Consider the following 24,425-nt stretch of genomic DNA (forward strand, 5'->3'; position numbering starts at 1 on the left):
GGTTCCCTGGGCCGCTGTGGGCGAAATCGGGGATGACGTCAGCGGAACGTGGCGTCCGCGACGTCGTCCTGCTGGGTCCCGCGCCGGCTGATCGTGACCGTGATATTGGAATATTACAGATGGATGCGATTCGCGGGGCGCGTACGTCGGGGTCGCCCCTGCGGGCGCGCGCTCGCGGTCGCCGCCCGGACGGGGGCGATCAAGGGGCGTGATAGGACACGACTTGACCCTGGTAGCGATAATCGCCGGCGTTGGACCAGAACACGCCCTGGCCTTCCGGGGCGAGGACGCGCCAGGCGACGGGCTGTCCGAGCGCGAGCACGACGGTCCTGTGGCTCTCGAGGTCGTGCGCGTTGACGCTGCGGTTCCCGCCCGTGTCCGTCGAGAACAGCGTCGAGCCCCGGAGGGCGAGCCCCGCCATCGCGACCCCCTGATAGACCAGGGTCTTCTGCCCGCCGGCGATGCGCGCCTTGAACACGCCGCCGTCGCCGACGTTGGCCCAGTAGACGAACTCCGCGTCCACCGCGATCCCGGCCGGCTCGGCCTCGTCCTCGGCGATGACGGTCACCTCTCCGCCCGACTTCGCCACCTTGTAGACCTTGTTGGTCGCGGCGCCGCCGGTCCAGTAGATGTTCTCCGCGTCCTGCGCGAGGTGCTCGGGGTTTCCGGCGCCTTCCGCGAGGACGACGGGCTCGCCGCCGTCGAGCGGGATCGTGTAGATCTTCTCGCCGAAGCCGTCGCCGAAGTAGAGGGCCGACGCGTCGCCGAGGACGCTCACCACATAGCCGACCTCGACCAGCGTCTCCACCTCCTGGCTCGCCTTGTCGACGCGCCGGAGCGCGGAGGGGATCACCGGATCATCGTCGCCGCCGCTCGCCCAGTACACGTGGGAGTCGTTGACCCACAGCGACTTGGGATCCGGATCGGCGGGGATCATCGCCTCCGCCGCGCCGGTGCCCGGCTTCACGCGGTAGATGAAGCCGTCGTTGTTGTCCCCGGTGGCGGCGTCCTCGGTGCCGCCGCTCGCGAAGTAGAGGAAGGACCCGTCGGCGGCCAGCGCGCTCGGGTAGCGGTGCTGGCTCGCCATCGCGGCCGGCAGGGGCATCCCGGGGTAAACGCTGGAGAGGCGGTCGGTCTCCGTGATGACGCTGTCCTTGGAGACGTCGTGCCGCGCGAGCGGCGCGAAATCGTCCGAGCCCTCCTGCGCGGTGAAGCCATAGGCGCCGAGGACCGTGTCTTCGCCCAGCTCCGCCTTGAGCGCGACGGTGATCGGCAGCGTGAGCGTGATCGGCTTGTCGAACGTCTGGCCCTCCGGGCCGAGGACGTACATGGGCCCCACCGCGCCCTCGGGGGCGTCGTCGACACGCTCGACGGTGATCACCGTCTCCTCGCTCACCGCGCCCGCCGGCACCTCGATCGTGAAGCCGTCCTCCGCGGTGAAGGTCCCGCCCTGCGCGTCGACGGAGAACTGGCCGGACGCCGGCTGCGCGCCGGTGCCCGACGTGTCGCCGCCGCCCGTATCACCGCCGCCGCCCGTATCACCGCCGCCTGTATCGCCCCGGTCCGTACCCTCGTTGCCCTTGTCGGTCCCACCGCACGACGCGCTGCTCAGCGCGGCAGCCGCGCACGCCAACACCAACACCAAGTTCCTTGTCATCGCTTCGCTCCTCCGCGGGCGGCCGTCGCCGCCATGTCAGGGAAGGCCATGGTTCTGCCGAGCTCGCGATCGGCGCTGCTGCGGCATCACCATTGATCCGAGCAACATCGTAGCGCCCCATGCGCCGCTGGCGAGCTGAGCAGGAGCAAGAGACGACATACAGTGTTTGCCCGTCAGGGTTTTCCCAAGCATGCAAGTCGCTGCACCCTTTGCCCGTCAGGGCTAGCCCCATGCGTGCAGTTGCTACAGCCTTTGGCCGTCAGGGGTATCCCATGTGCGCAGCCGCACCGCGCGCCGCCGGCCGCTCATTGGGTCGTCGGGGCGGGGCGACGGTGCCGCGCCGCACAGGCTCGCCGAGACGCACGACTCGGTAAAGGCCCATTGCAATCTTGCGCCCCGAGCGCCACGCCCTCTCTGTCGGAGGCGCTTTTCGGGTGCAAAGGCGCCGCCTGTTCGACGAAACTCCGCTCATGTGCACGTCGTGAGGCCGTGGGGCTCCCGCCCGCGCCTCCCTGAAGTGGCATTGCGCCGTCATGAGCGAGACAGCACTCACCGCAACCGCACGCACCTCCATGAAACTTCAAGCTATCGTCGCGTCGTTCGCCGCGCTCGCCGTGGCCGTGTCGTGCTCCTCCAGCGATCCGAGCCCTTCCGTGGACGCCGCGGCGGGGAGCGGCGGCCAGGGGGGAAGCGGGGGCGGCGCGACCGCGGGCTCGGGGGGCGGATCGACCGTGGGCTCGGGGGGCGGATCGTCGAGCAGCGCCGGCGGCGCCGGGGCCGTGGGCGGGAGCGGGGGCGCACCGAGCGAGCCACGCCCCACGGTGACCGCCGCTCCGGGCACGGAGCTCGTCAGGATCGACACGGACGTGCTCCACCAATCGTTCGAGGGCTGGGGCACGAGCCTGTGCTGGTGGGCCCATCACGTGGGCGGCTGGGAGGAGGCCAAGCGCAATGCGGTCGTCGAAGCGGTCGTCGATCCGGTGAGCGGCCTCGGCTACAACATCTTCCGCTACAACATCGGTGGAGGGGAGAATCCGTCCCACGAGCACATGAAGGAGCACCGCGAGATGCCGGGGTTCCAGGACGCCGACGGGACCTTCCGGTGGGAGAACGACGAGAACCAGCGCGCCATCCTCCTGCGCATCGCGGAGCGCGGGACGGACCTGATCTTCGAGGCGTTCTCCAACTCTCCCCCGTACTGGATGACGAGCAGCGGCTGCGCCTCGGGCAGCAGGAGCGGCGGAGACAACCTCAAGGCCGACCACTACGACGACTTCGCCCACTACCTCACGGAGGTCGTGCGTCATTACAGGGACGAGCACGCGATCACCTTTCGCACGCTGGAGCCGCTGAACGAGCCGTACGCCAACTGGTGGAAATCGGACGGCTCCCAGGAAGGCTGCCACTTCGACCGGGCGAGCCAGGAGAAGATCCTCCGAGAGGTGGCCGCACAGCTCGCCAGCAAGGGCCTCGACGAGACGGTGGTCAGCGCATCGGACGAGAACAGCATGGATGATGCCGTCCGGAACATCGGCGCATTCGGCGTGGAGACGCTCGCCGCTTTCCAGCAGATCAACGTCCACTCCTACGCGGGCAGCCAGCGCAAGGAGCTCCGGCAGCTGGCGACGCGGCTCGGCAAGCGTCTGTGGCAATCGGAGTCGGGACCCCTCGGGCAGAACCTGAGCGACGACACGGACGCGGCGCTGTTCATGGCGGAGCGCATCATCCGGGATCTGCGCGAGCTGAGGCCGGAGGCCTGGGTGGATTGGCAGTCGGGCGACCCGTCGCGCAGCTGGGCGAGCTTCACGCTGAACGACCGCGATCAGTCCTACGCGCCCATCAAGCGCTTTTACATGCATGCCGGCTTCAGCCGTTACATCCGGCCCGGCGCGACCTTCGTCGAGGTCGACAGCGAGGACATGGTGGCCGCGGTCAGCGCCGACGGGCGCGCTCTCACGCTCGTGATCCGCAACGGCGATCGCGGCGCGAGCCGCGGTTATACGCTCGATCTCACGCGGCTCCCCACGGTCGGCCTCGCGGCGGAAGCGCACCGCACCTCGCGCACGGAGGACCTCGCGCGGCTCCCCGACATGGCGATCGAGGACTATCGCTTGGTGGTCACGGTCCCGGCCTTCTCGGTCACCACCCTGGTCATCCCGATGCCTTGACGGGGCATCATCGCCCCGGCCGCGCGTCGCCCGGCCGTCCCTGCGCCGCGCGCCGGTAGGCCGCGGGCGTCGTGGCGAAGTGCCCCCGGAACAGGCGCGTGAAGTGGCTCGTGTCGCGGAAGCCGCAGCGCGCGGCGATCTCGAACACCGCGTCGTCCGGGCGGGCCGCGAGCTCGCTCGCCGCCCGCTCGAGGCGGCGCCGCCGGATGTGCGCGGCCAGCGAGCTGCCGAGCTGCTCTGCCATCGCCCCGTCGAGGTAGCGGCGGCTCACCCCCTGCGCCCGCGCGATGTCCGCCGGCTGGAGCGCCGGGTCGCCGAGGCGCAGCTCGATCTCGGCCAGCGCCCGCTCGACCCGGGTCCGCGAGAGCTCGGGCGCGCGGCCGCACATTCCGATCGCCTCGAGCACCACGCCGACGGCCGCCGCGCAGTCGCGCTCCGACAGCGACGCGCCCTCGCGCAGGATCTGGCGCAGCAGCCCCGCCACGACCCGCTCGCCTGCGTGTTCTTCGCCGCGCGCGACGGCGGTCCGGAGGTCGACCCCGGGGTGCCGCTGCTGCACCACCGAGAGCGGCAGCCGCAGCAGCAGCCGCCGCCCCCGGCTCATCGAGAGCTCGAAGGGGGCGTCCGACTGGACCCAGGCGAACATCCCCTCGCGCAGGAGGGTCCGGCGGCCCCCCTGCGCGATGACCGCCTCGCCCTCGGCCACGGCGACGATCTTGAGCAGCCCCGTGGCCCGCGCGGGCTCGCAGCGGACCTCGAACGGCTCGGCGCCGAGCCAGAGCAGCTCGCCCGGGCCGGTCCGCACCGCGCGCTCGAGCATCGCGTCCGGAGGCGCCGCCAGGTGGGTCAGTTCCATCGTGGACCATCCGCCGCGTCGAATCCGGCCAGGCGCCGCCCGCCACGGCGCCGCACGCTGGGGCCAGACGCTCGGCCCCGGAGGAACATCATGTCTGCCGTCCAGATCATTCGCGTGCCCATTTTACCCTTTCGCATGGTCAACGCGCACCTGCTCGTCGGCGCCGCAGGCTGCGTGCTGGTCGATGCCGGCGTGCCGGAAGCGGCGCCCAAGGTGGGCGAGGCGCTGGCCCGCGCGGGCCGCGGCTGGTCCGACCTGAAGTTGATCGTGGTCACGCACGCCCACGTCGACCACGCCGGGAGCGCCGCCGCGCTGCGCGAGCGGTCCGGAGCGCTCGTCGTCGCCCACGAGGCCGAGGTCGAGCACCTCGACGGGCGCGCCCCGATGACCTTCTGCCCGACCGGCTGGTTCGGTCGCGTGTTCGTCCGGGCCCCGCTCGTGCACGAGCGCTACGCCCCCGTCGCGCCCGACCTCGTGCTGTCCGGCAACGAGACGCTCGACCTGGCTCCCTACGGGGTTGCGGGTCGCGTGCGCCACACGCCCGGGCACACCCGGGGCTCGCTCTCGGTCGTCCTCGAGTCGCGCGAGGCGCTGGTCGGGGATCTTGTCGCCTCGGGGCTGATGCTGGGCGGGCTGGCCCGGCTGGGCCATGCGATCCGGCCCCCCTTCGAGCTGGACCCGCGCGCCGTCGGCGTCGAGCTGGAGCGCCTGGTCGACGAGGGGGTGCAGACCTTCCACCTGGGTCACGGAGGGCCGCTCGGCGCCGGGGAGGTGCGGCGGCACGCCCGCGTGCTGGCCGGCTCCGTCGCGGGCGAGCCCCACCCGCAGCGGATGCTCCAGCCGCGGTGAGCGCGGTCCGACGGCGCGGTGGGCCCTCACGCCCGCGGCTGCGGCGAGCGACGCGGCCGACGCCGGTGCGAGCAGGGGCGTGCGGCAGAGCGCGCGCCTGGGCGCGCTTGTTCGGCTGGCGAACGCGCTCGGCGCGCCACCAGCGGCTCTCCTTCGACCTGCGGAGATGCCGGAGAGCATGCGCGGCCGGCCACTTCTTCGCTTCGGAGCGGCAGGGCATCGAGGGCCCCGCGGAAGATCGCGGCCCATCAGCGAATACGAAGATAGGCCACGGGGCGCCGCGACTCATCAGCATCGACCTCGGCCTGGGCCTCGGGCACGTCGAGCCGCTGGTGCTCGGCCCGGCCGTCGTCCCCGAGATCACCGAGCCGGCCGACGCGGAGGCGGAGACGGAGCTCGCCGTGCTCTCGGCGGTGGCGCACGGCAACGGGCCGAACGGGCTCGCCGTGGTCGAGGCGGCGCTCGTTGCCCTCGGCCGGCTCGACCAGGAGCACGCGATGGTCTACTTTCAGCTCATCTGGAACGCGTTGCGTGAGCCGATGCGGCAGGCTCTGGAGGCGTTGGTCATGGAACGGCAGATCGAAGGCGAGGCGACGTTTCCCCCGTTCGTGCAGAAGCTCATCGATCGCGGCAAGCTCGAGGGCGAGCTCAAGGGCATGCGTGAAGGCGAGCTCAAGGGCATGCGTGAAGGCGAGCTCAAGGGCAAGAGGGATACGCTGTTGCGGCTGCTCGCGCGTGCAGGGATGGGGCTCACCGAGGACGAGAGCGCGCGCATCCGGGCATGCACGGACGTCGCGACCCTCGACCGCTGGATCGATAACGTCCTCGGGGCGAAGACCGCCGCCGAAGTGCTCTCCTGACCGTGGGGGATGCGGCCAACAGGGCGATGGTCCAGACGGGCTTCGCCCGCGGATCATCGCGAGGGCGTTGTGCGCCAAGGGGCATGCACATGGGACACTTCAGCTGCCAGTGTGGCCACGTGTTGAGCGACGTCGGCTGCCCGAACGACAGCATGCGCGTCAACCGCGGCCGAGACATGGACAGCAATGCTCGTCACGTGTGGCGGACGTACCAGCTCTGCGACGTCGAGCGAGGCGGCATGCTTCCCGAGCCCGGTACTCAGGAGTCCGAGGACTTCCATTGCGGTGTTCGCCGGCAGGCGGCGAGGCGCCGATGGTGGTAAGCGGCATCGAGTACCTGGACGAGGGCGCGGAGTTGTTCCCCGACGGCTCGATCCACGACGTGACCCTCGCCCGCGACACCGACATCCAGGGACTTCCGTGCGCCGGCGGCTGCGACGTGGTGTTCTTCCCGAGCGGCCGGCTCCGGCTCGCCTCGCTCTCCCGGCCGGTGGTCATCGGAGGCGTGGCCTGCGCCCCCGGCATCGTATACCTTCACGAGAGCGGCGCTCTTCTGAACGCCACCCTCGCCACCGCCCACGAGTTCACGGGCGTGCCGGTCCCGGCCCGTGCGCGGGTCACGCTCGACGAGGCCGGGCGGCTGCTTGAGCGCTCGCAGCGGCTGGAGGCCGATCAACGGGTCGGTGGGCTCCCGTGCTCCGCCGAGCTTCACGCCTGGGTCTACCCTGATGGCCGTCCGAGCGTCGTGGTGCTCGCCTCGCCATCGATCGTCGGCGGGCGGGAGTACCCGCGTGGGGTCGAGCTGTTCCTCGATGAGGGCGGGCAGGTCCTCGACTGGCGGCAGGTCGACCTCGATTCGGGCCGGCGGTACAAGCAGCGCGTATTCGGAGTCCACGAGGCTCCGTTCGAGTAGGCCGCCGAACCAGGCGCTGCAGCGGACGGCGGCCGCGGTTCTGGCTCTCGGTTTCAACGCCTCGGCGCGCGGCCGCCGCCGCTGAGCTCGACGTTCGGTGCAAGAATGCAGATGTCGCGATTGAGCGAGGTGTGGCGGCGACACCTCGGTGATAGTGAGCCCGTCGCGCACCTCCTCCGTGCTCGCTTCGGCGATCGATGGGTGCGATTCCACGCGCTCCCGGGCTCGAAGCGTTATCCGGATAACGAGGAAGAGATGGCGATAGTCCTCGAGCGCCACAATAGAATCATCGGTTCGTTCGCGGGAGAAGGATGTGAGCTCTCTTTGCTCAATGCTGAATGCTCGCGCTCGGAATTGCCGGGCAAAGGCGAGCTCGCTCATCTATTCCTCGGAGCGCAGGCGTGGCGCTCGGTCGCGATGCACGAGCTGTCAGGAGATTGGGAGGAGCCCACATACTGGCATGTCTTCAGCTCCGTCGTGCCGTGGAGCCGTGGCGCGCTGGATGGCGTGCTCCGCCTTGTGGCGGAGGACCGCGCCGCCAATGTGATGCTGCTGTCGGCACGCGGATGGCTCTACCATCCCTACGATGGCGGCGCAGACGTGATTGCTCCCACTCAAGATGAACGTAGCCTGCTGGCGACCGAATTCTCCGCATGGTTGTCCAATCATCCGCTTGGGCTGTAGAACGCTTGACGAGCCCATGCGGGCGACGTGTGAGGACGCACGCGCATGCTGGGCGGGGGGTTGTTGATACACGCGCGGCGTGCGACCGCATCGGCGTCGTCGCCGAGCCTGAAGACCTGGAGCGCATCCAAGGTGATGTCGACTCCATCGGCACGGGAGCACCCCGCTTCACGAGGTCACCGACGCTGGCGAGGTGAGGTTCGGACGGCGGTATTGCCCGGTGGCGCCGAGGATGTCCTCGGCGCGGGGCGAGCCGGGGTCAGACCGCCGGTGGCTCGGTCTGGCGTTGCCACGCGCGGTGCAGGGCGATCGCCTTGATGAACGCCGGGGCCGCCTCGGCCACCGCGTCGTCGGGCAGGACGAGCAGGCCCGGGTCGTTGTCCGCGGCGGCCTTCACGCCCGCGGCCGCGGCGAGCTGCGCGGCCGACGCGGGCACGAGCAGGGGCTTGCAGTGGCGGTACTGGAGCTGGACGAACTCGACCGCGAGCCCGTCGCGCGCCAGCGCCGCCGCGTTCGCGCCGGTCGGGAGCGCCGCCGCGTCGAAGAGGACGCTCGGGGCGGTCTCGAACGTGACCTCGACCGGCAGCTCGTCGCCCTCGGCGGTGCGCACCACGCCGAGGCGCTCGCCGACGTAGCGGGGCACCGCGCCCGCCGTCAGCAGCGCGTCGTAGAGGGCGCCCGCCGCCGCGCCGCTCACGCCGTCGGCGACGAGGATCGCGATGCGGCGGCCGAGGATGCGGCCGTCGCCCGGCCGGGCGAACAGCGACAGGGGCGGCGACACCGCGACCTCGGGGGTCTCGACGGGCGGCACCACCACCGGGAGCGGCTCGGGGAGCTGCATGCCGAGGTCGGCCGCGACGCGCGCGGCCAGCGCCTCGTCGACGTTCCGCACCATCCGGACCACGCGCTCGCGGATGGCCTGCGTCTGCACGCGCGTCAGCTCGAAGCGGAAGGCGCGCGCGATGTGCTCGCGCTCGATGGGCGTCTGGCTCGCCCAGAAGAGGCGCGCCTGCGTGTAGTGGTCGGCGAACTTCTCGGGCTTGCCGCGCAGCTTCGTCGGCTCGGTCACGGCCTGCTGCGCCAGGAGCCGCTCGGCGACCGAGGCGAAGCCCCGCGCGCCGGCCTGGAAGGGGCAGCCGCCGGCGAGCGAGTTGGGCTCGTAGTTCACGCGGCCGCGGTTGATCGTCTGGCGGTGGAACCCGTCGCGCTGGTTGTTATGGATCTGGGCGACCGGCGTGTTGATCGGGATCTCGTGGAAGTTCGGCCCGCCGAGGCGCGAGAGCTGCGTGTCGAGGTACGAGAAGTTGCGCCCCTGCAGCAGGGGATCGTTCGTGAAGTCGATGCCGGGGACGACGTGCTGCGTGCAGAACGCGACCTGCTCGGTCTCGGCGAAGAAGTTGTCGGGGTTGCGGTTCAGGACGAGCCGGCCGACGGTGCGCAGGGGCACGAGCTCCTCCGGCACGATCTTGGTCGGGTCGAGCACGTCGAAGCTCCACCTCTCCGCCTCTTCCTCGGTGAACGTCTGGATCTGCAAGAGGTACTCGGGGAACGCGCCGCCCTCGATGGCCTCCCAGAGGTCGCGGCGGTGGAAGTCGGGGTCGGCGCCCGCGATCTTCACCGCCTCGTCCCAGTCGAGCGAGTGCGTGCCGAGCACGGGCGTCCAGTGGAATTTGACGAGCGTCGCCTGGCCGGCCTCGTTGACGAGCCGGAAGGTGTGCACGCCGAAGCCCTGCATCGTGCGGTAGCTGCGCGGGATCGCCCGGTCGCTCATCTGCCACATGATGTGGTGCGTCGACTCGGGCATGAGCGAGATGAAGTCCCAGAAGGTGTCGTGCGCGCTCGAGGCCTGCGGCATCTGGTGGTGCGGCTCGGGCTTCACGGCGTGAACCACGTCGGGGAACTTCATCGGGTCCTGGATGAAGAAGACCGGCATGTTGTTGCCGACCAGGTCCCAGTTGCCCTCGTCGGTGTAGAACTTCACGGCGAAGCCGCGCGTGTCGCGCACGGTGTCGGCGCTGCCGCGCTCGCCCGCCACGGTCGAGAAGCGCACGAACACCGGCGTCCGCTTGCCGACCTTCGCGAAGGGCGCGGCCTTGGTGAGCGCGGTGATGTCCTCGGTGCACTCGAAGTAGCCGTGGGCGGCCGAGCCGCGCGCGTGCACCACGCGCTCGGGGATGCGCTCGTGGTCGAAGTGCGTGATCTTCTCGCGCAGGATGAAGTCCTCGAGCAGCGTCGGGCCGCGCAGCCCCGCGCGCAGCGAGTGCTGGTTGTCGCCGACGGGCACGCCCTGGTTCGTCGTCAGCGCCCGGCCGAGCGAGTCGGCCCGGTGCTCCTGCAGCGGCCCCTGGTTCAGGTTCTCGCCGGGCGCCGCCTTGGCGCCGTTCTTCTCGGACTCGTTGCTTTCGGTGATCGTGCTCGCGGTCGCGTCGAGGTTCTCGGGTTTCGCTGTGGCACCTTGCGGCGGCTGTGGCACTTTGCCGCGTAGCGCGTACTCGGCGGGTTTGTTCACGTTCTCGGGGATCGCGGCGACGAGCGCCTCGGTGGCGTCGACCTTTGCGTCGAGGCGGTCTGCGGCCGCGAGGTTGCGCACCCCGGCGTCGTCGCTGCTGGTCCCGCTGCCGAGCGCGGTCGCCGCGCGCTCGAGGAGGCTGCGTTTGGGCCGCGCCGCCCGCGGTTTCGCGGACGGGCCGCCCATCGATTGTTTGGCGCTGCCGGCGCCTTTTTCGGCCGGCGCCGGATCTTTGGATGATGACTTCGCAGGGTCTTTGCGATCGGTCATGAGATGGCCTCCTGGGGGGACCGGGGCTTCAGCAAGGAGCGCACCAACGGTCGAGCTTGGGGCAGGCGTGCGGTCGACCGACGCGCGGCCGGGGCCGTGGCGGCGTTTCGGTTGGCCCGCCGCGGGCTCGCAGGGCGTCGACGTGCCGACGGCCGCGGCGGGCGGCTCACGGAACGAGCGGGGAGGGGAGCGAGCAGGGCGGGAGAGGCCGGAGGTGGTCGTGGCTTGGGTTAAAGCGATCTTCAGCTGGGGCTGATACATCGTTGTCCACCTTCCGTCATCCGTCATCCGTCATCCGTCTCCCGTCTCCCGTCATCCGTCTCCCGTCATCCGTGCTCGTCTTCGTGCGCGTGCGCGTGCGCGTGCGCGCGAACTCTGGGGAATCGCGCACGCGCACGCGCACGCGCACGAAGACGACAGACGAGCACGAGAGACGAGGGACGAGGACGAGGGACGAGGGACGAGGACGAGGGACGAGGGACGAGAGACGAGGGACGAGCACGAGAGACATCCGCATCAACCCCGAATGATAACCACTCTGGCTCGCTCTTCGTCGCTCTGCCCCCCTGGCACCCGGCGCGCGCTCCGCCCCGCGATTCCGGCGCCCAGCCCGCCCCAGCGCGATGCTACAACACGACCCCACCCCCGCCATGACCACCCCCCGCCTCCTCTCCTCCACCGCCCTCCCGCTCCTGCGGGGCCGCAACCCGCTCGCCCGCCGCATCGAGACCCGGCATGGCTTCCCCGTCCTCCCGGGCGGCTTTCCGGTCGTGGGCCACATGCCGGCGATCGCCGTCGACGAGCTCGGCCTGCTCCGCGAGGGCCAGCGCCGCTTCGGCTCCCTCTTCTTCTGGACCCACGGCTTCCAGGCCTGGCAGCTCATCTACGCCTCGAACGAGGCCTTCTCGCTCTTCAAGAGCAAGACCGTCGACTCCTCGTACCTGACCGAAGGCGGGGTCGGCCACCTCTTCGGCCAGACGCTGATGGCCCACGACGGCGCCTCGCACCGCCACATCCGCACCGCGATGAACGGGCCCTTCTCGCCGAAAGGGCTGGACGCCGCGGAGGTCGGCGCGATCGTCGCGACCAGCGTCGAGCGCAAGGTCCGCTCCTGGGTCGGCCGGCGCGACGTCCAGGTGCTGCGCGAGACCCGCGAGCTGGCCCTGGAGGTGATGTTCAAGATCACCGGCGTCGAGGACGACGAGCTCCCCGAGTGGCGCCGCCACTACGAGGATCTGATGCTCCTCGTCCTCAACCTGCCCTTCGACGTGCCGGGCTCGCCGAGGCGCCGCGGCCTGCGCGCCCGCGACTGGCTCGACGCGCGCATCCGCCGGATCCTCGCCGACGTGCGCGCCCGCGGCGAGGCGAAGGGGCTCCTGCCCGCGCTGCTGGAGGCGCGCGACGAGGACGGCGAGCCGCTCTCGGAGCACGATCTGGTGGGCAACATCCGCCTGCTCCTCCTCGCCGGCCACGAGACCTCGGCCTCGACCATGGCCTGGTGCGTCGCCCACCTCGCCGAGAGCCCCGCGATCTGGCGCGCGCTCCGCGAGGAGGCGTCGAGCGCGCCGGATCTCCCCCGCTCGCCCGCGGATCTCCGCCGCTTCCCCTTCGCAGAGGCCGTGTTCCGCGAGGCGCTCCGCCTCCACCCGCCGGTGCCTCACGACGCCCGCCGCGCCGTCGCCGATTTCGAGCTCGAAGGCCGCACCGTCCCCCGAGGGACCAACGTCGCGATCCCGCTGGCCCTGCTCTCGCGCGATCCCCAGCTCTACCCGGATCCGGACAGCTACCGCCCCGAGCGCTGGCTCGGCCGCAAGGAGGCGATCTCGCCGCTCGAGATCGCCCAGTTCGGCGGCGGCGCGCACTTCTGCCTCGGCTATCACCTCGCCTGGATGGAGATCGTCCAGTTCCTCGTCGCGCTCGGGCGGACGCTCCCGGCCTCGGGCCCGAGGCTCCAGGGCGGATTCCCGGCCTCGCGCTACCTCCCGGTGCTCCGCCCCGCGGCGGGCACCCGCGTCCGCTTCGACGGCTGAAGCACCGCCGGGCCCATGCTCGTGAGCCAGGCAGCGCTCGCCGCGCTCAACGCTCGTGGGCGAGCGCCGCGAGGAGCTGCTCGTGCAGGGCGGGAGAGCGGCTGAGGAGCAAGCCGTCATCGAACCGCGGCGTAGGCCGGTTGTAGCGGAGCGGGCGCCCGGCGAGGTCGGTGACCGCGCCGCCGGCCTCCCGGACGATCAGGTCGACGGCGGCGAGGTCCCATTCCCAGGCGCCGAGGCGGCGGCCTCCGGCGGGAATGCCCGCGATCGCGTCGACGGAGCCCGCGCCGGGCAGCAGCGCGCGGGCGCAGAGGTTCCGGGTCTCGACGACGACATCGGCGACGACATCGGCCGCCTCCAGCCTCGACGCGACCCGCCCGAGGCGCGCGAGGTTCTCGGGCGCGCCGAGCCACCCCTTGGTGGCGATGACGGGTCGCCCGGCGCCGACGGAGAAGCGGAGCGGACGGCGCCCTTGCTCCGGCTGCTCGATCCAGGCGCCGCGCCCGGCGACGGCGCTCAGGAGGAGCCCCGCCGTCGGCTGGTAGGACACGGCAGCGACCGGCGCGCCGCCGACGGCGAGCGCGATGAACACGTCGAAATCGCCCGTGCGGGCGACGAACTGCGCGGTCCCGTCGATGGGGTCGACGATCCAGCACCGATCCTTCGCGAGCCGCGCCGGATCGTCCGCGCCCTCCTCGGTCAGGAGGGCGTCGCCGGGGAAGGCCGATGAGAGCGCGGCGCGGATGGCGGCGTCGGAGGCGTAGTCTGCCTGGGTCACCACCGTCCCGTCGGGCTTCTCCGAGACCGCGGCGCGCCCGTAGAGCGCCAGGATCACCTCTCCGGCGGAGCGCGCGGCCGCGGTCGCGACCTCGAGCTCGCGGGCGTACGGCGCGATGGCCGCGTCGCGTGAGCTGGACATGGGCCGACCGGTTAGCGCGTCAGGCCGCCGGCACCAAGCGGGCGATCGGCCATCTCGTGGCGGTTAGTCCCGCCCGCCAGGAGTCCGGCCAGGGAGGCGCCCCCGACCCCCCGGAAAGGCCGCGGCTGCAGCGGTGTGAGACGGATCTACCCTGTGGCGGTGGACAGCATCTGGGCCTTGCGGCGCAGCGCCGAACCGTGAGATCTTCCATGCGGGGAGGTCACAAAGGCGACGATCTGGGCAGATGGTCGTCCTGCAATACGCCGCCCGGGGCTGATCGATGTGACGTGGGTGGATCGCGTCGGGCGCGTAGAGGAGCAGCGTCGGCTCGGGCCCTCCCGAGCCCGGCAGGGCGGGCTGATGCTCATCGGTCTCGAGGTCCATGGTCTGCGCGACGCTGGACGGCGGAGGACGTGCTCAGATGACTGGAGAACCCCGTAAGCACCACATGCAGATGAAGTACCTCCTCGCTCAGATGGCCATTCAGGACCCTGGGCGACTCTTCGCGACCTTCGGGCCAGGCGGCGATGCGGCTCTCCTGAAGGACCTCTGGACCGCGGTGGGCCAGAGCTTGCCCGCCGGAGAGCGTATTTCGAGTGCTGGAGCGAGGACGTGGCATCGGCCCGCTGGCCAGGGACCGGAGGTGTTGGTCCTCGCCCTGCCGCCTGCGATCCACCGAAACGAGGCGTATTTCGTCGGAGCGGCCCGGCTTCCAGGCGGAGCATGCCGGGTATTCTGCCTTGAGCGTACCATCGCGCCCGTCACCGGAGCCGAGGGGACGGTTCTCGCGGAGCTGGCCGCTGAGGGCCGGAGCAACTGGGGACCAGGGAGCGTTCCGCTGATCGAAGAGTTTGCCGAATTGGTCAGCCAGGTCGTCTCCGACGCGTCGGCCAGTCCGTTGACGTTCATCCCGATGCGACTGGGGTAGTGCTGTGCTGGGGTGATCACCTCGTCGCCCGTGATTCCCTCGCCAGGCGCTGATGACAGAGCCCCACAAATACTTGGCTGGTCTAGATCTGACAAAGCTCCCGCCGGAGGCTGGGCCGGTCTTGATCGCCCTGGGCCAATCGCAGCACGGCGAGCCTGTGGATCAGCGCTGTCCGGAGTGCAGTGGCCTGATCTCCGTCGAGCCCAGGGTTCTACCCAATGAATCTGGACCATGCGCTTGGGTCATCTCGTGCTCCTGCGGCAAATGCAACAACACCTTTCGGGGTCTCTAGCCAGATGCAGAACGCCAGGCCAGCGCGCTGCTTGGATCCAGAGCAGATCCAGAGGGCGCGCGCCTGGACCTCCCCGTGGGCGAGGGCGCCCGCTCCCGCCGGCGTTGCGGGTCAGCGACTCCGCGGCGAACAGCGACGAGCCGTTCAGCTTCGACAGCGCGCGAAGCTCGACGCCAGACCGGCGGGTCCCTCGCCGGCGCGCTCAGGCGGGCGCGGGGCGCGCGAACGCGCCGAGAAAGCGCGTCGCGAGGGCGGCGTCGCCGGCGACCTCGACCCCGCGCGGCTCGCGTCCCGCGAAGACGACGGCGCGGAGCGCGCGCGCGGTCGTGGTGATCGTCGCGTCGGGCGCCTCCGGCTCGCCGCGCGCCACCGACAGGGCGCCGCACGCGATCTCGACCGAGAACGGCTCGCCGTCGAGGACGACCGCGAGCCTCCCGCGTGAGAGCGCGCCGGGGTCGAACGTGGTGCGGAGCGCGATCATCAGCGCGCTCGGGCTGAGCTCGCCCTGCGGCAGGGGGACCGCCCGACTCCCCCAGCGGGCCAGCGACACGATCACCGGCTCGAGCTCGCGCCCCCGGGGCGTGAGCTCGTAGACCGTCGCCGCGACGGGCGGCGCGAGCGCGCGCCGCTGCACCACGCCGGCGTCCTCGAGCTCCCGCAGCCGCTGCGACAGCACGTTGGGGCTGGCGGAAGGGAGCCCGGCGCGCAGATCGGTGAAGCGCCGCGGGCCGAGGAGGAGCTCGCGCACGACGAGGAGCGCCCAGCGCTCCCCCACGCGGTCGAGAGCGCGCGCGATCCCGCACGGGTCCTGGTAGCTACGCATGCGTACACGATGGAGTTTGACTTCAGGACCGTCCAGTCCTAATTTAGGACTACGATCTTTCAACGAGGTCGCGCGGGGAGGTTGCGATGAGAAAGCTGACGGTGTTCGAGAACGTCTCGCTGGACGGCTACTTCGTCGATGCGCGGGGCGACATGAGCTGGGCTCACGCGTCCTCCGCGGGGGATCCCGAGTGGGCGCGCTTCTCCGCCGAGAACGCGAAGGGCGGCCGGGGCACGCTGCTCTTCGGCCGCAAGACCTACGAGCTGATGGCGGGCTTCTGGACCACCGAGGCCGCGCGCCAGCAGATGCCCGAGGTCGCCGAGGGCATGGCCCGCCTGGAGAAGCTCGTCGTCTCGCGCACGCTCGAGCAGGTCGGCTGGACGAACGCCTCCCTGCTCCGCGGCGACCTGGTGGAGCGGGTCGCCGCGATGAAGCAGGGCAGCGGCGAGCCGATCCTGGTGATGGGGAGCGGCACGATCGTGGCGCAGCTCGCGCGGGCCGGGCTCATCGACGGCTACACGTTCGTCATCGTGCCGATCCTGCTCGGCGCCGGCCGCACCCTCTTCGAGGGCCTCGACCGCGCCATCGCGCTCCGCCGCGTCTCCGAGCGCACCTTCCAGAACGGCAACATCGTCGCGACGTACGAGCCGAGGTGACGCGCGCCGGAAGGCCCAAAAGCTCGCCGCGCTGGTGCCGCCGCCGCGCCATCCGCTGGTGCGCTGCCACGGTGTGCTCGCGCCGCATGCGAAGCAACGCAGCGTCGTGGTACCGAAGGCGACGGGGAAGGCGTGTAAGGGCGAGCAGCGCGCCGGAGCTGATAGCCGTTTGGACGAGCTCAGCAGGGTACAGCTATACGGTAGGATGCCTTCCGCTTGGTGCTACGTCGCGGTAATCCCAGGCGTTTCAGGCGTGGAAGACCTGCCTGATCGCATAAGGCCCGTTCTGTCGATGAGCTCGTACAGTCGAACTGCACGAGTCAGGAACGGCTCCGAGAATCTTGACTTTGCGGAACGCGTTTGCTTGTCCTATCCGCTCGCTGAAAGCGAAGCGATCGACCCGGCCGTTCGGGGTGGCGCGCGGATCGAAGAGACCCTCGAAGGCGCCCGGCGGCGCGCGCGGTGCTCCTGTTCGCCAGGCTCACGAGCGCTCTCACCGAACGGCGCGCGCCTCCGCTTGGGCACAGGCCGCGCGTCTTGCACGAGCTGGTCTATTTTGTCGTCACACAGGACACGTCTTCCGTCGGAGAAGTCAAGTCCCCCACCTTTGACTCTAGCTCTTGAGACGGATAGTACATCACGAAATTATAACACATCTCATCCTGCGTCCGCTCCCCGAATTCCACGGCACTGTTGCCCGGGTTGTCCCACGCGCAACGCGTCCTCACGGTGTCGCCGCCTCGAAGGATGGTATCGTTATCGTACCAGATCTGGTTGTCGAAGTTCCACGGATCGGCGAGCCCCAGGTTGCTCGGCTCGCTGCCGTCCGTGGGCACCGTGCTGCTCGACAGGTGCTTGCCGAGGACGTGCATGTGCGGCATAACACTGATTACCGAAAGCTCCCCCATATCCCGCGGGAACTGGTAATCGCAGCTCACGTCGAGCGAGCCGTGAGGCGGGATGTTGATGTCTTCTGTGCCGAACGCGAAGATGCCGGCGTCGTTGGGGCGGAGCTCCGTCGTCGTGCAGACGTCGAAGCCGGTGCTGTCTTGCTGCCCGTCGAGGCCCTTGATGTTGCTGTAGTGCACCTGGATTGTGAAGTGTGCCGTGCCTTCCAGCGGGAAGCCCGCCTCTAGCGGCAGCTCCGTGGCCTTGCCGCCGGGCGCCCAGACGGCCAAAAGAGCCCCCATGATGTCGCCCCCATTGCACGGCGTGGGCGTCGAGGGAGACGCCTCATCCGCCTTGAAGAGCAGGATATGGTGTACAATGGTGCTGTTGTCGATGCGGGGCACGACCCCGACGAGGTGTCGTTTCTGGCCGATCTCTACATCGACCCCATAACACATATACTGGTCCTGGACGTCCTTCGGCATGACGTAAGGCGCGGACGGCGCTAGCAGGACATCCGGTGTGCAGCTCAGGGTCGGCGGGTCGATGGTTCCGCCGCCGCCCGGGTCGACGCACGTGTCTTTACCGGCCGGCATGCCGGCGGCGATCCATCGATCGAAGATCGCGAGCTCCGCGGCGGTCAGGCGCTCGGTTGGGGGCGGAGGCATGGGGCGCGCGGTGTCGCGGGCGCGTGCGGCGACGAGCTCGTAGACCTTCTTGTTGGGATCGCTCACCGCGGGCGCGACCAGATCGCTCCGGTCGACCAGCGGGAACGGCGCGCCGAACTTCGGGGACGCCCCGTGACAGGTCTGGCACTTCGTGGAGAGGATCTTGTCGACGTCGCACGGCAGCGCTTCCGCGTTGCCGTTCTCCGGCCCGGAGCCGGATGAGCCGCTGCTGCCCTTCTCGGCGTCGCTGCACGCGACGAACACGAGAGCGGATAGGAAGGACAGCGCCGAGAACAAATAACGACTACGATTCATGCGAGCTCCTCGGGAAAAAGTGCGACCTGAATCGGCGTTCGATGGTATCGAGCGCTGATCTGCAGCTTTTCGGAAGGGCGGTCGAAGACCGAGATACTGAAAAAAAACGCCGTCGAATTGGGTGGAAGAAGAACGCGCGCCGCGAGCTCCCGAGAACAGCGGGAGACTTGGCGCGTGAGAGCACCGGCGACCCAGGTCTACGGACGGGCCGGCGACCTGGCGTCGGTGCTACTTCGGTGAGTGCCCGCCCGCTCTGAGATCGTTCAACGGTGCGCTCACGCGGAAGGTATCGAGGCGCTCGCGCGCCAGGAGGCGCGGTGCCGTCTGGTCAAAGCTCGGCTGCGGACCAGGGTCGCGCGCGGGGATCCATCTACGGGGCGCGCCCGAGCCCGCTACTGAGGCTCAGCGGCGTGCTCGGGCCGAACGCGCCGTGGCGCGCCGCCGTCGTGGTGTACGGCCGCGGAGGCGTTGCGGAGGCGAAGGCAGCCCACGACGCCCCGAAGCGGAAGAGGCGCAAGGGCAAGGAGAAGGAGGACGGCAACGCGGCGGCGATCCTCGTCGATGGGGGCGCGAGGCGTGACGAGGTGCCCGAGGAGGGCGACGTGCCGCGCTCGAGCCCAGGCAGGACCAGCCTCGGCAGCGGCGTGGTGCAGGTCGTCGGCGCGCGTCTCGACTGGGCCCGTTTGCTTCGCCGCGTGTACCTCGAAGATGTCCTCGCCTGCCCTTGTGGCGGTCGGCGTCGGGTGATCGCGCGTGCGATCCCAAAGACCGCCGATCGCGTCGTCTTCTGCATGACACGGGCGGCGGTCGGAGGTTCATCGAGAACCGCCGACCGCATGTCGTCGCTCGCTCCGGGAGATGCCGTGAGATCCTCGCTCGAGCGCCTTCTGGGCCGCGTCGTCCGAGGTCTGCTGCCGATGCCGTAGCCCGCGCGAAGGTCGCGCGGGACGGAGGACTCAATCGCCGACGAGGCTCCAGCTCGGGGTAAGGGTCCCCCCCCTCATCTCGTAGTTAGCGGTGCCGCCACTCGCCTTGTAGGTAAAGTTGTCCCCGGACTCGTGGTTACTCGAGCCCCCCGAGATGTCGGCCGTGACCCAGCAGTTTGCGCCGTCCACGATCCCCAACCCGGTCAGCTCGATGGTCTTGCTAATACCAAAGCCGCCCGCGAAATTGGCCGAATATGGGCTATGCTTCCACGTGCCGTCGGGGTTGACGCAGTTGACCCGGAAAGACATGTTGAACGCGCCCCAGTGCCTCACAGTGACTTTACTATCGCCTTTGTAACTCCTCCAAGCCGAAACAGCGGTCCCGATGCTCGGGCGCTCGTCTCCAGCGGACACGGCGTCCCCCGCGAAGCACCCCGAGACGGCCGCGACGGTGATTGCCGCGAGATGAGCGAGGAGCACGCTGCGCATCGTCTTCATCGTCGTATCCATATTTCTCCCCCTATCCATCAGCAGTGCGCCGGCCGCGACGACGGGTGGTGCCCTCGGCGATGTCCTCGCCTGCCCAATCCGGCCGGCTCCAAGCGAACCATCGAGCCCGGCGCTCGTATGTCCAGCTCGGATCCCTCCTTGCGGCTCTTTTCGTCCTGCGGCGCGGCCGGTCGGGATGGATCCCGGGTCGGTCCCAGACCGCAGCGAACGACGCCTCGTCCGTGCATGCAGGCGCCTCCCTTGGTCCCCCCTGGCATGACCTCCGCTCGCCGAACGCCAGATTCTGCCGCCGCGCGAAGCGCGGTCGGCAGCAGGCGCTTGTTGGGCCGTGGTCGTGGCATCGGAACAGCACTTGCCCGAGACCGGGAAAGAGACGCCTGCGTTCCAGCTCGCCGTCAACTTCCCCCGGGTCGACGTCACCGCCGAGAACGGCCCGATCGAGATCGCCCGCGGCACGCACGTGCTAATCGCTGCTGTTTCCGGCGGCCGCGCGTCATCGACCGGTTTCTCTGGTGGGATTTCTGACGCGAGGAGCTAAGGCCGACCGCGGGCCGGGGCGCCGTGGCCCTCCTGGAGGTGCCGCGCGAGCAGGCTGTCGCCGAAGTCGTCCTGCAGGTCGCGGAACACGGTGTGGATGTGGTCGCCGCCGCGGTTGTCGTATTCGATGAGGTGGGTGGGGCCGTGGATCCGGTAATAATGCGACTGCTTCGGCGAGGCGCTGCCCGCCCAGGCGAAGTGCAGGCGCTCCACGCCGGCGCGCGCGATGCGGTCGAGGTGCCCGTCGGCGATGTCGGCCGGGAAGTTGCGGGCATAGGCCTCCAGGAGGCGCAGCAGCGCGGCGCGCTGGGCCGGGGTCATCTCGGCCGCGGGCAGGCCCTCGACGCTCGCCAGCGCGGCCCGACGGGAGGCCTCGGTCACGAGGTCGGGCGGCGCCGTGGCGGCGATCACGGCGCGCTGGCGCTGCGCGGGGGTGAGGGAGGCCAGGAAGGCGCGGCCGAGATCCTCCTCGGCCGTGAGCACGCGCAGGCCCTTCCGGGGGCCCGAGGGCACCTCGGCCGGGTTGGCGCCCAGGAACGCCGGGGTGGTGGCCACGCCGCCTCCCGCGGAGGTGAAGTTGAGCGAGATGTGGTGTCCCTCGAAGCGAAAGCCCCACGGGGCCTCGGGCCCGGGCTGGCCGAAGAGGGCGAGGTGGTAACGGCCCGGGTCGCGGAACGCCGGGTTGCCCTCGATGCCCCCGAGGATGCCCTCGAGCAGCAGGACGCCCTCCACCTTGCGGTATCCCTCCGGGCTGAGGCCGGCCCGGAGCAGCGCGTGCGCCGCGCCGCGCTCGCCGCCGTCCATGTCGCCGAGCGCGAGGCCGGCGCGGCGGCGCGGGATGTAATGCCAGTCCTCGCGCTCGCGGCTCTGGAACGCGAGCAGCGCCCGGCCGCGCGCCTCGCCGTCGAGGCCGTCCAGGAAGGCGCGCGCGGAGGCCGCGATCGCCGCGGCCGTGGCGCGCCCCGCGGCGCCGCCCGGCGGAGGCGCCGCGCCCGGAGGCCCCGCGGGCGCGGGCGGCGCGGGCAGGGCGGGCAGGGGGCCCGGCTCGGCGGCCTGCTGGGCCGGCGCGGGCGGGCTGCCCGGCGCGGCCGCGGGCTCGCCGGGCGGGGCTTCCTGGGGTCGCATGCTGTTGCAGGAGGTCGTCATCGCCAGCACGAGGGTAGCCGCAATCCGTGAGCCCGGCCCGGACAGGCGGGGGCAGGGCGACCGGAGCGCGCGCGGAGCCGCGCCGGCCCGCGCGATCGTGCCGTCGCCCGGGCTGGCGAGGCGATGTCCCGCTGCGTCCGCGCCCGCGGCGCGCCCGGCGATGCTCCGCATGCGCGTAGCCTACGTCGGCGTGTCGGAAATCCCGCCAGGAATTCCCGGTCGGAGAGGAGCGATCGCCACAAAGCACAACGATTACGTAGGCTTCCGGCCGTTTCGCCGCCGAGGGTGGCTCCGACGTGGCCCAACGCGGGCCCAACGGGCCACCCTCCGCCGCCGCGTCGGCCGCTGTCGAGCGGCCCGCGGCCGAGGGCACGATCCGGCTGGGCGACAAGTCCCGGAACCGGGGCGTGTTGACCGTGGCGAGCAGGACCTTGCGCTCGTGGTCGCTGAGCTGGTTGTGCGGCCTGCTCCTCGGCCCGAGGCGCCGGTCGTCGCCGGTCTCTTGAGCGCGCCAGCGCTGCAGGATGCGGGCGCTCAGCCCCAGCAGCGCGGCGGCCTGGGTCTCGGGCGCCCCTTGGGCGGCGGCTTCGCTCACCAAGCGGACAAACGTCGTCGAATAGGACCTGTTTTTGCCTCGACGCGGTGAACGATGGGCCGAAGCCGGATCCGAGCGGCAGCGGCCTCGGCTGTTACGACACGATGATCGAGCTCCGTTGCGTCATCTGAAAGGCCCTGCCGTCGGAGGAGGCTCAGGCGGCGCGGAGCGCCAGTTCGGCGAAGGCCGCTCGCACAGCCTGGGGATTCTCGATCCAGGGGAAGTGCCCAGCGCCCTCGATAACGCGCTCGATTACGTTGGGCGTCTGGAACCTCGGGTCGCCCCAACCGCCTTGCCAGACAATCCGATCGTCCGAGCCGGCCAATCGAAGGACCGGCATTCGAGTCGGCCACCACGAGGCCCGGTAGACGTGGTCGAAGTTCGCCTCCGACCACGCGACCGCCGCGCTGTTGTAGGGCATCCTCGCGAGGAGCTCGCGTCCCGCCGAAAGCCCGGCCGGGGTGAAGTTCCATTCCGCGGACGCCACCGCAATCGCGGCGATGTTCTCGTCACGCGGATCCGCTTCATAGATCGCAGTCGCCGCCTCGACGTCGGGCAACGGATTCGCCTGGGTCATCTCCACGAAGCGAGGATGCCAGAGGGCGTCCGGCGCGGTGTCCAGAAGCGCCAGGGCCTCGAGGTGCGGCTCCAGGTCGGGCGTCGAAAGCAGATACATGCCGCCGGTCGAATGTCCGGCGAACACGACGTTCGGGAGCGCCCTGGCAGCCTCGGCCACGACCTGGGGCCAGGCATCAAAAGGAATCGCGAGGCTCCCAGGAGGGTCGCGGTTCGAGCCGTCTCCAGGCAGATCGACGAGCCAGGTGGCCCCCGGCACATCCAGGATGTCGGCGAGCCCTTCGAGGCTTTCCGAGCCGATGCCGGGTCCTCCCGGCAGGAACAGCCAGTTGAGGTCTCCTGGGCGGCTCGAGTGACGACGCAGCCGGACGCCCGACGGGGTAAAAAAGAGGTCGGCCATGTCGGCCATGGTTAGCGCAAACGACGCTTCCGGCCAGGCTGCGGAGAGGGTTGGGGACGGAAGGGCCCGGCAGGCGGCGTGGATCGCCCTCAGCAGAGCTCGGCCACGGCACTTCAGGGAGGGGATTCGGGGCACATCCCCCCGTGGCGTCCGCAGTTCCGCCATGGCGTCGCCGTGCAGCATCGCGGCGAGAGGGTCGTCGCCTGCGCACGCCGCCCCGCCCCCCCGCCTTGGGGTGAGCCGCCCGCCCCGCCCGGGTCGGGCAGCGTGCCGCCGACGAGCGTGACGTCGGTCGTCAGCTCGGCCACGACGAACGGCGCCGCCTTGCCGGTCGCCTCCCAGGTGGCGCGCAGCTTGGCGCCGCGGTCGTTCTTGCCCGCGAAAGTCGGCTCGCGACGGAGCACGCGCTCGATCTCCTCTTGCACGACGCCGACGCGCGCGTTACATACTGAACCACATGGTTCAGTATTCGAGTGCCCGCCTCGATGCTTCCTTCGCCGCGCTTTCCGACGCGACCCGGCGCGGCGTTCTGGAGCAGCTCGGACGAGCCGACGCTTCGATCACGGACCTCGCCGAGAAGTTTCACATGACCCTCACGGGCATGAAGAAGCACGTCGGCGTCCTCGAGCGGGCCGGGCTCGTCACCACCGAGAAGGTCGGCCGCGTGCGTACCTGCAAGCTCGGCCCGCGCCAGCTCGACGAAGAGACGGCGTGGATCGAGAGTTACCGCCAGCTCTGGGCCGCACGCTTCGACGAGCTGGACAAGGTCATCGAGGAGCTGAAACGAAAGGAGAACGTCGATGGACGCAAGTAAAGAGAGTGAGCCCAAATTGACGAGTCATCGCACGACGGTGGAACCGAGGTCCGATCGCGAGATCGTCGTCACACGGACCTTCGATGCCCCGGCGCGCATCGTGTTCCAGGCGTGGACCACGCCGGAGCTGTTCAGGCGGTGGTGGATACCGAAGTCGATGCCCGTGCCTCTCCTTTCCTACGAAGCGGATATTCGCGCCGGCGGCAGCTACCGCCTGGTCTTTGGTCACGACGCCGCGCAGCCGATGGCGTTCTTCGGCACGTACCTCGAAGTGACACCGCATTCGCGCATCGTGTGGACGAACGACGAAGCGGGCGACGATGGCGCCGTCACGACCGTGACCCTCGAGGAAAAAGGCGGCAAGACGCTGCAGGTGCTGCACGAGCTCTATCGATCGAAGCAAGCGCGCGACGCCGCCCTGGCCTCGGGCGCGTACAGCGGGATGGGCGAGACGTTCGAGCAGCTCGATGAGCTTCTCGTCACGCTTGGTACGACGGCGCGATCGTCCTGAAGCCATCGCGCGGGAGGGGCGCCGGGGAGCGCGACGAGCGCGGTCCTCCTTCTCGGCGCTGCGCGTTCACGCGGGCGGCGCGAGGCGCACGAGGGCCGCCGCCTCGACACGCGCGCGAAGAGGGC

The 24,425-nt window shown here is 70.4% G+C and carries 21 protein-coding genes; 11 read left to right on the forward strand and 10 right to left on the reverse strand.

Annotated features, from left to right (window positions below):
- Positions 1–199: 199 nt before the first annotated feature.
- Positions 200–1,657, reverse strand: coding sequence for a DUF5050 domain-containing protein (locus tag WME83_RS06910; RefSeq protein WP_437318455.1), 1,458 nt, complete (start codon positions 1,655–1,657; stop codon positions 200–202).
- A gap of 572 nt (positions 1,658–2,229) precedes the next feature.
- Between WME83_RS06910 and WME83_RS06915 the strand changes: the two genes are divergently transcribed.
- Entirely contained in the window at positions 2,230–3,825 is a 1,596-nt protein-coding gene (locus WME83_RS06915) for a glycoside hydrolase family 30 protein (protein WP_437318456.1), read from the forward strand.
- A 7-nt stretch (positions 3,826–3,832) separates the two neighbouring features.
- Here WME83_RS06915 and WME83_RS06920 read toward each other — a convergent pair whose 3' ends face one another.
- Complete coding sequence (locus WME83_RS06920; protein ID WP_437318457.1) at positions 3,833–4,681, reverse strand: helix-turn-helix transcriptional regulator; 849 nt, start codon at positions 4,679–4,681, stop codon at positions 3,833–3,835.
- 90 nt (positions 4,682–4,771) lie between these two features.
- Between WME83_RS06920 and WME83_RS06925 the strand changes: the two genes are divergently transcribed.
- The 4 genes from WME83_RS06925 to WME83_RS06940 all read left to right on the forward strand — a co-directional run bounded on the left by WME83_RS06925 (position 4,772) and on the right by WME83_RS06940 (position 7,987).
- A complete protein-coding gene (locus WME83_RS06925) occupies positions 4,772–5,530 on the forward strand; it encodes an MBL fold metallo-hydrolase (RefSeq protein ID WP_437318458.1) in 759 nt (252 codons plus the stop codon).
- A 332-nt stretch (positions 5,531–5,862) separates the two neighbouring features.
- Positions 5,863–6,390 (forward strand): hypothetical protein, encoded by a 528-nt coding sequence (locus tag WME83_RS06930; protein WP_437318459.1) that lies wholly within the window; start codon positions 5,863–5,865, stop codon positions 6,388–6,390.
- A 313-nt stretch (positions 6,391–6,703) separates the two neighbouring features.
- On the forward strand, positions 6,704–7,303 hold the full coding sequence (locus tag WME83_RS06935; protein WP_437318460.1) for a hypothetical protein: 600 nt from the start codon (positions 6,704–6,706) through the stop codon (positions 7,301–7,303).
- Between the two features lie 111 nt (positions 7,304–7,414).
- Positions 7,415–7,987 carry a DUF3885 domain-containing protein gene (locus tag WME83_RS06940; protein WP_437318461.1) on the forward strand — a complete coding sequence of 191 codons (573 nt, stop codon included), beginning with the start codon at positions 7,415–7,417 and terminating at the stop codon, positions 7,985–7,987.
- 259 nt (positions 7,988–8,246) lie between these two features.
- On the opposite strand, the gene WME83_RS06945 is transcribed toward WME83_RS06940, so the two are convergent.
- Positions 8,247–10,766: a catalase gene (locus WME83_RS06945; protein ID WP_437318462.1), complete on the reverse strand. Its 2,520-nt coding sequence runs from the start codon at positions 10,764–10,766 to the stop codon at positions 8,247–8,249.
- A gap of 650 nt (positions 10,767–11,416) precedes the next feature.
- Between WME83_RS06945 and WME83_RS06950 the strand changes: the two genes are divergently transcribed.
- Positions 11,417–12,796: a cytochrome P450 gene (locus WME83_RS06950; RefSeq protein WP_437318463.1), complete on the forward strand. Its 1,380-nt coding sequence runs from the start codon at positions 11,417–11,419 to the stop codon at positions 12,794–12,796.
- Between the two features lie 46 nt (positions 12,797–12,842).
- Here the strand turns inward: WME83_RS06950 and WME83_RS06955 are convergent, their stop codons facing one another.
- A complete protein-coding gene (locus tag WME83_RS06955; RefSeq protein ID WP_437318464.1) occupies positions 12,843–13,715 on the reverse strand; it encodes a 3'(2'),5'-bisphosphate nucleotidase CysQ family protein in 873 nt (290 codons plus the stop codon).
- A gap of 448 nt (positions 13,716–14,163) precedes the next feature.
- Between WME83_RS06955 and WME83_RS06960 the strand changes: the two genes are divergently transcribed.
- Positions 14,164–14,643: a hypothetical protein gene (locus tag WME83_RS06960; RefSeq protein WP_437318465.1), complete on the forward strand. Its 480-nt coding sequence runs from the start codon at positions 14,164–14,166 to the stop codon at positions 14,641–14,643.
- A 494-nt stretch (positions 14,644–15,137) separates the two neighbouring features.
- On the opposite strand, the gene WME83_RS06965 is transcribed toward WME83_RS06960, so the two are convergent.
- Positions 15,138–15,758 (reverse strand): winged helix-turn-helix transcriptional regulator, encoded by a 621-nt coding sequence (locus tag WME83_RS06965; RefSeq protein ID WP_437318466.1) that lies wholly within the window; start codon positions 15,756–15,758, stop codon positions 15,138–15,140.
- Between the two features lie 86 nt (positions 15,759–15,844).
- On the opposite strand from WME83_RS06965, the gene WME83_RS06970 reads away from it, so the two are divergent.
- Positions 15,845–16,414 (forward strand): dihydrofolate reductase family protein, encoded by a 570-nt coding sequence (locus WME83_RS06970; protein WP_437318467.1) that lies wholly within the window; start codon positions 15,845–15,847, stop codon positions 16,412–16,414.
- Positions 16,415–16,965: 551 nt separating this feature from the next.
- Here WME83_RS06970 and WME83_RS06975 read toward each other — a convergent pair.
- A complete protein-coding gene (locus WME83_RS06975) occupies positions 16,966–18,285 on the reverse strand; it encodes a peptidylglycine alpha-amidating monooxygenase (RefSeq protein WP_437318468.1) in 1,320 nt (439 codons plus the stop codon).
- Positions 18,286–19,241: 956 nt separating this feature from the next.
- Positions 19,242–19,709: a hypothetical protein gene (locus WME83_RS06980; RefSeq protein ID WP_437318469.1), complete on the reverse strand. Its 468-nt coding sequence runs from the start codon at positions 19,707–19,709 to the stop codon at positions 19,242–19,244.
- Positions 19,710–20,073: 364 nt separating this feature from the next.
- Between WME83_RS06980 and WME83_RS06985 the strand changes: the two genes are divergently transcribed.
- Positions 20,074–20,259: a hypothetical protein gene (locus WME83_RS06985; protein WP_437318470.1), complete on the forward strand. Its 186-nt coding sequence runs from the start codon at positions 20,074–20,076 to the stop codon at positions 20,257–20,259.
- On the opposite strand, the gene WME83_RS06990 is transcribed toward WME83_RS06985, so the two are convergent.
- From WME83_RS06990 to WME83_RS07000, 3 genes are all read right to left on the reverse strand, one after another.
- Positions 20,256–21,383 carry a DUF3500 domain-containing protein gene (locus tag WME83_RS06990; protein WP_437318471.1) on the reverse strand — a complete coding sequence of 376 codons (1,128 nt, stop codon included), beginning with the start codon at positions 21,381–21,383 and terminating at the stop codon, positions 20,256–20,258. The genes WME83_RS06985 and WME83_RS06990 overlap by 4 nt on opposite strands.
- A gap of 770 nt (positions 21,384–22,153) precedes the next feature.
- The gene (locus tag WME83_RS06995) at positions 22,154–22,984 is read right to left on the reverse strand and encodes an alpha/beta fold hydrolase (protein WP_437318472.1); all 831 of its coding nucleotides are present in this window, start codon (positions 22,982–22,984) and stop codon (positions 22,154–22,156) included.
- 104 nt (positions 22,985–23,088) lie between these two features.
- Entirely contained in the window at positions 23,089–23,379 is a 291-nt protein-coding gene (locus WME83_RS07000) for a hypothetical protein (protein WP_437318473.1), read from the reverse strand.
- Between the two features lie 53 nt (positions 23,380–23,432).
- On the opposite strand from WME83_RS07000, the gene WME83_RS07005 reads away from it, so the two are divergent.
- Positions 23,433–23,789 (forward strand): ArsR/SmtB family transcription factor, encoded by a 357-nt coding sequence (locus WME83_RS07005; protein WP_437318474.1) that lies wholly within the window; start codon positions 23,433–23,435, stop codon positions 23,787–23,789.
- Positions 23,776–24,300 carry an SRPBCC family protein gene (locus tag WME83_RS07010; protein ID WP_437318475.1) on the forward strand — a complete coding sequence of 175 codons (525 nt, stop codon included), beginning with the start codon at positions 23,776–23,778 and terminating at the stop codon, positions 24,298–24,300. Before WME83_RS07005 ends, WME83_RS07010 begins: the two co-directional genes overlap by 14 nt.
- Positions 24,301–24,425 lie beyond the last annotated feature (125 nt).

The organism is Sorangium sp. So ce385, from assembly GCF_051474135.1.
In the GTDB taxonomy this organism is placed as follows: Bacteria; Myxococcota_A; Polyangia; order Polyangiales; family Polyangiaceae; genus Sorangium; species Sorangium cellulosum_D.

Coding starts and splice junctions, on each gene's coding strand:
- WME83_RS06910 (WP_437318455.1), bottom strand. CDS start 1,657: ATGACAAGGAACTTGGTGTTGGTGTTGGCGTGCGCGGCTGCCGCGCTG.
- WME83_RS06940 (WP_437318461.1), top strand. CDS start 7,415: ATGTCGCGATTGAGCGAGGTGTGGCGGCGACACCTCGGTGATAGTGAG.
- WME83_RS06920 (WP_437318457.1), bottom strand. CDS start 4,681: ATGGAACTGACCCACCTGGCGGCGCCTCCGGACGCGATGCTCGAGCGC.
- WME83_RS06915 (WP_437318456.1), top strand. CDS start 2,230: ATGAAACTTCAAGCTATCGTCGCGTCGTTCGCCGCGCTCGCCGTGGCC.
- WME83_RS06960 (WP_437318465.1), top strand. CDS start 14,164: ATGCAGATGAAGTACCTCCTCGCTCAGATGGCCATTCAGGACCCTGGG.
- WME83_RS06925 (WP_437318458.1), top strand. CDS start 4,772: ATGTCTGCCGTCCAGATCATTCGCGTGCCCATTTTACCCTTTCGCATG.
- WME83_RS06950 (WP_437318463.1), top strand. CDS start 11,417: ATGACCACCCCCCGCCTCCTCTCCTCCACCGCCCTCCCGCTCCTGCGG.
- WME83_RS06955 (WP_437318464.1), bottom strand. CDS start 13,715: ATGTCCAGCTCACGCGACGCGGCCATCGCGCCGTACGCCCGCGAGCTC.
- WME83_RS06995 (WP_437318472.1), bottom strand. CDS start 22,984: ATGGCCGACATGGCCGACCTCTTTTTTACCCCGTCGGGCGTCCGGCTG.
- WME83_RS06935 (WP_437318460.1), top strand. CDS start 6,704: ATGGTGGTAAGCGGCATCGAGTACCTGGACGAGGGCGCGGAGTTGTTC.
- WME83_RS06945 (WP_437318462.1), bottom strand. CDS start 10,766: ATGACCGATCGCAAAGACCCTGCGAAGTCATCATCCAAAGATCCGGCG.
- WME83_RS06970 (WP_437318467.1), top strand. CDS start 15,845: ATGAGAAAGCTGACGGTGTTCGAGAACGTCTCGCTGGACGGCTACTTC.
- WME83_RS06965 (WP_437318466.1), bottom strand. CDS start 15,758: ATGCGTAGCTACCAGGACCCGTGCGGGATCGCGCGCGCTCTCGACCGC.
- WME83_RS07005 (WP_437318474.1), top strand. CDS start 23,433: ATGGTTCAGTATTCGAGTGCCCGCCTCGATGCTTCCTTCGCCGCGCTT.
- WME83_RS07010 (WP_437318475.1), top strand. CDS start 23,776: ATGGACGCAAGTAAAGAGAGTGAGCCCAAATTGACGAGTCATCGCACG.
- WME83_RS06980 (WP_437318469.1), bottom strand. CDS start 19,709: ATGAAGACGATGCGCAGCGTGCTCCTCGCTCATCTCGCGGCAATCACC.
- WME83_RS06990 (WP_437318471.1), bottom strand. CDS start 21,383: ATGCGACCCCAGGAAGCCCCGCCCGGCGAGCCCGCGGCCGCGCCGGGC.
- WME83_RS06975 (WP_437318468.1), bottom strand. CDS start 18,285: ATGAATCGTAGTCGTTATTTGTTCTCGGCGCTGTCCTTCCTATCCGCT.